This is a genomic window from Aphanothece microscopica RSMan92 (genome assembly GCF_046613545.2).
In the GTDB taxonomy this organism is placed as follows: domain Bacteria; phylum Cyanobacteriota; class Cyanobacteriia; order PCC-6307; family Cyanobiaceae; genus NIES-981.
In genome coordinates, this window is the sequence record NZ_JBKKKY020000220.1 from 1 (window position 1) to 975 (window position 975).

Annotated in this window: 1 protein-coding gene; it reads right to left on the minus strand. The window is 58.8% G+C overall.

Annotated elements, in window-relative coordinates; all coding sequences use genetic code 11:
• Window positions 1-830: hypothetical protein (locus ACLD7X_RS17095; protein WP_411424889.1), on the minus strand; the 830-nt coding region annotated here is incomplete at its 3' end.
• Between the last annotated feature and the right edge of the window lie 145 nt (window positions 831-975).

Below are 975 nucleotides of genomic sequence, written 5' to 3' on the forward strand. Positions count from 1 at the left end.
AGCTCGGCCACTTCCTTTTCGTCCATCTGGTTGCCCTTCATCTTGGACGTGGCCGTGGTCAGCAGCTTTTCGAATTCGGTCACGTCGGTCAGGAACTTGTCGAAGTCCGAGGAGTGCTTCTTGATGAAGTCCTTGGCGAAGGCCACGGCGTTGGGCGGGTTCTTGGTGTCGCCCTGGATTTCGCGCAGCTTCTTCATGATGAAGTCGACCGCGGCCTGAGCCTCCTTGCCGTCCTTCTCGAAGCTGGTGTTCACCTTTTCAAAGCCGGTGCGGGCCTTCTCGAAGCCCGAGGCGCCCTTGCCGCCCTTCTTGATCGACTTTTCCAGGTCTTCCAGCACCTTGACGGCCAGGGCCGCGTTCACGCCGAAGCTGTCGAAATCGACCTCGAGCAGCTTCTTGAAGGCGGCGTTGCCGTCCTTGGCGGCCTTCTTGCCGTCGCCCGAGCCTTCCTTGGCCAGTTCCTCGATCGCGAGCGAGACCTTTTCGATGATCTTCTTGACGGTTTCGGTGTGCAGTTTCTTGACGGCGTCCTCGAACTTCTTGTCGTCCAGCTTCTTGCCCTCATGCTCGTCCACGCGCTTGCCGAGGGCGGTGCCGAAGACCTTGAGTTCGTAGCGGGCGACGGCATAGATGCCGTCGTCGAGGTCCTTCTGCTTCCACTTGCGGCCGTCGAGCATCACCTTTTCCGAGAAGTCGATCTTCTTGTTGAGGGAATCCCACGTCTTCTTGGGCAGCTTCTCTTCGATGTACTTGAGGTCCTTGCCGTCGCACTCGGCCACGGCAGAGCATTTGATTTCGGCCTTGAATTCCTTTTTCCCATCTTCAGCCATGGGTCATTCTCCCTGTGGGTTGCGCACGTCTGGATGCGGGCCCGGTCAAATCCTCCGGACCTAGTCGAAAGTATACACGAAATCGGCGTCCTTCACGTCGATTGCAACACGCGTCACCTCGCCCCCGGTCATCATGCGGCGCAGG